Origin of the sequence: Xanthovirga aplysinae (assembly GCF_009711365.1) — a bacterium.
GTDB classification, from domain to species: Bacteria; Bacteroidota; Bacteroidia; order Cytophagales; family Cyclobacteriaceae; genus Xanthovirga; species Xanthovirga aplysinae.
On record NZ_SMMB01000941.1, the window covers coordinates 1 to 5,688 of the forward strand.

A 5,688-nucleotide genomic window follows, 5' to 3' on the forward strand; every position below is an offset into this window, starting at 1 on the left:
ATCATTTTTTAAATTTAGAAGGCTATTAATTTCATCCATGGATAAAAAAGGAGCCTCACAAATAAAATGTTTTCCAGCCATTTTTGAATAAGCAAGTATTTCTGAATGAAGCCAAGTTGGAACAACTATGCTAACCAAATCAACAGAGTCTGAATCCACTAACTTTTTCCAATCAGAGTAAATCTCAGGAATATCATGCTTACTGGCTATAAGCTCGGCCTTTTTATAATCCCGGGAAAAAATAGCTTGAGGAACTAACCCCGCTTTTTTAAAGGCATGTATTTGCCCTAAATCTGTCCAACCTGTTCCAATAAAGCCTGTTTTTATCATTTTTTATTTATTTTCTCACCGAATAAAAAACTTTGAAGGTTTTGTGAAGGTAGGATTCGGGTCGTTTCAATTGTTTGAATTGTTGACGCCTCCCTTTCCTATCTTCTTTACATTAATTCTTCAATTGGTCAATCCAATTGGGTGACATGGCCGTTCCAAAGGACAGCCATCATATTAGGTCAATGTTTTATAAGCTCTACTTTTTTTAAAAAGGTCAATGGTCTGCTTAATATCCTGTTCGGTCGTCCTCCAAGAACAAACACTCACTCGAATAGCTGCTTTTCCCTTCCATGTAGTTCCTCCTAACCAGCATTCTCCTGATCTTTGCATGTATTGGATGACTTGTTTGGTTTCTTCATCGTTTTCACAAGTTACCAATACTTGATTGAAGACAACCTCATTTAAAATTTGAAAGTTAAGTTCTTTTAATGCCTCTTCAAGTTGCTTTGCTCTCAAATGAAATCCTGTGATCATTTCATTCATACCTTCTTTTCCTAAATACTTCATTGTAGCCCAAAGTTCAATGGCTCGTGATCGTTTAGATAATTCGGGAGTAAAAAGCAATGGGTCTCTTTGTTCGCTATAGATGATGTATTCTCCTGTAGCCTGTAATGCACTGATAAGAGCATCAGGATAACGACATAGGATAGCTCCTGAATCGTAAGGTGTATTTAAAGTTTTATGACCATCGACTGCCCAGGAAGATGCTTTTTCTATCCCCTTTGTTAAATGGGATAAGGGTTGGGATGCGGCAGCCCATAGCCCGAATGCTCCATCAATGTGTACCCAGGCGCCCACTTCGTTTGCCAGGTCACATACTTTGTCGAAATAATCAAATGATCCTGTATTTGCATTTCCGGCCTGTAATAGTATAAGACTACTGTTATCTAATTCAGGAAGTTCATCCACAATTAATCGTCCTTGATCATCTGATGGCATCCGTTCAATGCTATTTTTCCCATACCCAAGCATGGCAAGTGTTTTTTTGATACTTGCATGAACCTGATCGTGGGCAATTATCCTCAATTTAGGAGCACCATTCATCCCATTTTCATTCACGTCCCAACCTAAGTTATTCAAAAGGTGAAAGCGGGCCGCTGCCAAACCGCATAGGTTAGCCATTGATGTTCCACTGACAAACCCTGCTACTGTATTTTTTGGGAGATTAAAAATATCTTTTAGCCAATCTTCACAGACTGATTCCAGCTTAGCGTTGATGGGGGATGTCAGGTATAATCCTCCACATTGATCCCAGACATCAGACAACCATTTGGCACCCAGTGAAACAGGAATTGCTCCACCATTTACGAATCCAAAATATCTTCCCCCTGTTTGGGCGATAGTAGCAGGAGAGCCAAAAAAATGAAGTTTTTCAATTATTTTTTCCGCTGAATAAGGTTTATTTTGAAGTGGCTCATCAAAATTTGTAAGTCTCTCCAAGTTATCTTCGGAAGGAAAGACATCCATTTTTTCAATTCCATTTATATATTCATATGAATAAGTACGTGCCTGGTCAAAAACATTTTTTTCCACTAGCTCCTCTTGCATTTGTTTTTGTAATTTGCTCATTTCAGATCTTTTATAGTTGAAGCGTCATTTCAAATTGACCACCTCCAGGTTTGAGTTGTAAGCTTTTTGTAAATTGTTTAAAAGGCTTATCGTCCGATTTTACATTAATCATTTTTAATTGTTCTCCCTTGGCAAAATCTGCCAAGGTTTGCATTAATGCAGTACCAAAGCCTTGTCTTCTATAGGCTGGATGTATGGCTAATTGTGGAATGTCTCCTGAAAGTTTTTCAATAATCCCATAACCAATAATTGAACCTTGCTCAAAAACACCAAGAATAGAAAAACTATCTATCTTCCGTAATAGGGCAGAGGTGGAGTTTTGCCAGGAAGGGTTAAAATCCCAAAAAGATTCTAATTTTTTCCAGTCAAGGTTAGAGATTTCTTTGATGTCAAAATTTTGCTTTGTGCTCCTGTTTTCGTTCCTCAACTGCTCCTTAGAAAATATGTAGTAGTCGAAAGTATTGCTTATATCAAACCCTAGTTTTTGATATAATTGAAATGCCTTTGTGTTAGTTTGAAGCACCTCTAGTAGGTACTGATTAATATTGTTCGCTTTTAATATAGGTAATGAATCCTGAAATATTTTTTTGGCTATTCCATTACCTTGAAAGTCTTTAATTATTCCTGTTCCCGTATCATAAGCTGCTAATTGTTTCTTCCATTGGTCAATACCATTTAAGGTAAAACCAACTAATTGAGTATTGTTAAAAGCTCCGAAAGATAGTTCAAGGTTACATCCCCTTCTTTCCACCATATTTTTTAATTGTTCCAGGCTTAACTGAAGAGGCTCCTGATAATCAGAAAAAGCATCAATAAATGCTCTATGAATTACTTCAAATGGAGTGTTACCTAGATTTTTAATTTTTATCATATCTTTTTCTTTTTTCAAAGGTAAGTCCTGGTTGTGTCAAGGATATGTCAAGGGTTATTTTTAGCTATCACTTAATTAGTATAGAAAGAAATTGATCCCTTTGAGGTTAGGAAACTTGTGGAATTGAGTGTGATAGAAAAAATATTTTCCTTTTCTTAAAGGAAAGTGTAACCAAAAATATAGAAAATGCTCGTTTAATTTTTGGCACCATTTCAATATTTTGACTTTCAAAGCATTGGTTTGCTCCAGAGGTTTTTGTTTTGGTTTTGAGTAATGATTAAGTATTTCAATCCCTTATTATTTAATTTTTTGCTTCTTCAAAGCTCATTTTATCACTTACCCAATTCCATTGAGATAGTCCAAAATTCCCGGAATCCTCAATTACCTTCATTTCTATATCACTAATTAATTCAATTACTATATTTCCATTTAAGGAATCTTTTCCTACAGAAATGTCTGACCATGCTAGATATAGTTTATCTCCATCTATGGTTCCGTTTCCAACGTGACACCAATTTTCCCCTATCTTGCTTTCTTCTGTTTGATGATTCATCCCGAGCCAAAAAACTTTTTCCTCCACTAAATTAATCCAAAACAAATTGTTGCCAGACGATTTCCAAAATCCATTTCGTACCATATCTACAATATTATTAAAATTAAAAAGTCATTTTTATTCTTAGCTATCCCTAAAATTAATTTAAAAAATGAATCAATTTCAATCCTTTATGGGTCTAAATATTCAATTTTTATCTGATGTTGGGCTGTTTTTCTATCCGATGCTAAATCGTTTCGGGGAGTATTTTATTGATTATTACCTCCTGCATCAAAGCTGGCTCTGTATTTGGAATTCCATGTGCCGATTTTTCGAACCAAAATAGGTTCTTTTTTGGCGCCTTTAATTGATTATAGTATTCCTCCGTTATTTTAAAATTTGTTTGATAATCTTTTCTTCCTGCGAAAAAATAGACCGGACATTCAATTGAAGGCATTGTTTTCAAAAGATTTTGTTTACCTGCCTCATTAAATACAGAAAGCCAGGTGGACTCCCAAGGGATTAGGTATTGTCTCACCTTTGTCATTACAGAATCAGGTACTGGTTGGCCAATGTATGAAAATAACCATTTTCGAGAAAACAAAATATCATCCAATTTTTCAAAAGGAATCTGTACAGTAGAAAGTTCTTTGATGGCTCTTTCATTATTTGTTTGTTTAGCATGCTCTTTTAGCATATTCAAAGAAATTTTCTCGCTTTCTAAAGGATTGACCATTGGGCTAATGGCAATGTAGGCGTGTAGAAGTTGTGGAGATTGATTGGCTATATGAAATCCTAAAAAAGTACCCCAGGAATGACCGACGAGAAATAGTTTATTCCGTTTAAATTTTTTAAGTAAATGTTCGATTATTTCTTCTGTGTCATTTTGCATTAATTCTGCTGTGATGAGGGTGGGGGATGAATTTAATTCTTTTGTTTTTCCAGTTTCCCGTTGATCCCAATGGATTACTACGAAGTAATTTTGCAATTCTGATGTGAAAGTTTCCGCTTTATTCATCACAGACTCACCTGGCCCCCCATGCAAATAGAGTAATAAGGGTTTTGTTCTATCCTTTGATTTAATACTAATGAATTGCTTTATTCCCCCAATATTAATTATTTCAGTTGTATCAATTCCAATGCTGGCAGCACTATCATTCAAATTGGGAGGCAATGATTTAGCTACACCAAAGGATGCAATCAATAAGAACAAAACGAGTTTTAATTTTTTCAACATAATTTCAATTGTTTTTGAGAAAGACAAGGTAGGTTTTTGATAGTAAGTCGTACCAATAAATTTTTCACTATCAAATAGAAAAAGGAACAAATGTGTGTACAAAAAACTTTTTAACTCTTTTCTACTTTGTTGCCGGTAGATTGGTTTAACTTTCTTTTAAACTGAGAGAATATGAACCAATAAGTTATTGCAGCTACCACAATAAAAGTTGAAAATGAAATAAATGCATATGAACCTGAAATGTCCATATTTTTATTTGGCTTTAGTATTTGAATTCCATTTGGCCCTTGGGAAAAAACATTGTGATTTATCAGATTCCAACCAAGGTGTAAACCAAATGGAAGAATGATTGATTTTGTCACGGAGTAGGCATAGGCAAATACATATCCCATCGAACCAGTTATAATAAAAACTAAGGCCATTGCTAATGGGTTACCCAGTACCCCCATAGTTATCCAGTGATACAAGGCAAATAATATGGCGGAAGTCAGTATGCCCCTATGAGGCCCTATTTTTTTAATTAGAAAGAAAAGAATGAATCCCCGAAAAATTAATTCTTCAAATAAGACATTATTAAAGTCATAAAATAATGAACCCAATAAATTTCCTACTTTAATTTCATCTGAAATTGACCAAGAAGTTTCACTGATAATGGATAATCCAATTTGAGTAAGGGCGCACACCAGTCCTAAGAACAAGAATCCTTTCAAAAATTCATTTAACCTTTTTTCATAAGGTGTTATCCAAATAAAGAATATATTTTTCTTCTCCACCTTTGAAATGGAGAACCAGTTGAGAATTATTAAAAATAGGTTTATTAAAATTGTCATTTTTTAATATTGATTATCGCTACATTATTTCTTGTCCCATGAATTCAACTTTGCTTTTCTTGTTAATTTTATCAAAAGACATTGTTTGAGAAATTTCATTTATCACATCGGATCATCATATTCTTTTCTCCAATTACTTTTAAGCATCTTCCATTAATGGTAAAAAGAATGTTTTTCCCTTGAATCAGATAGGAAAGCAGCAAGCATTTCAATATGAATCTCCGGGAATCTACCTTCCTTTTAATCGATTTTTAATTTATCTTTTTTATGAAAACGATTGCTCAATATCTTGTTGGTTTTTCAATTATTGATCAGAAAT

6 protein-coding genes are annotated in these 5,688 nt (G+C 34.3%); all 6 read right to left on the bottom strand.

The genetic code is table 11. From position 1 onward, the window contains the following. On the bottom strand, positions 1-330 hold a 330-nt coding region (locus E1171_RS08610; protein WP_187696344.1), incomplete at its 3' end, for a Gfo/Idh/MocA family protein. A gap of 174 nt (positions 331-504) precedes the next feature. Continuing rightward, positions 505-1,899 (bottom strand): pyridoxal phosphate-dependent decarboxylase family protein, encoded by a 1,395-nt coding sequence (locus E1171_RS08615; protein WP_155205602.1) that lies wholly within the window; start codon positions 1,897-1,899, stop codon positions 505-507. 10 nt (positions 1,900-1,909) lie between these two features. After that, positions 1,910-2,770: a GNAT family N-acetyltransferase gene (locus tag E1171_RS08620; protein WP_155205603.1), complete on the bottom strand. Its 861-nt coding sequence runs from the start codon at positions 2,768-2,770 to the stop codon at positions 1,910-1,912. A 301-nt stretch (positions 2,771-3,071) separates the two neighbouring features. Continuing rightward, entirely contained in the window at positions 3,072-3,323 is a 252-nt protein-coding gene (locus E1171_RS08625) for a hypothetical protein (protein WP_155205604.1), read from the bottom strand. Between the two features lie 226 nt (positions 3,324-3,549). Then, positions 3,550-4,539, bottom strand: a complete 990-nt coding sequence (locus tag E1171_RS08630) for an alpha/beta hydrolase family protein (RefSeq protein WP_155205605.1) — start codon at positions 4,537-4,539, stop codon at positions 3,550-3,552. A gap of 110 nt (positions 4,540-4,649) precedes the next feature. Continuing rightward, complete coding sequence (locus E1171_RS08635; RefSeq protein WP_155205606.1) at positions 4,650-5,369, bottom strand: CPBP family intramembrane glutamic endopeptidase; 720 nt, start codon at positions 5,367-5,369, stop codon at positions 4,650-4,652. Positions 5,370-5,688 lie beyond the last annotated feature (319 nt).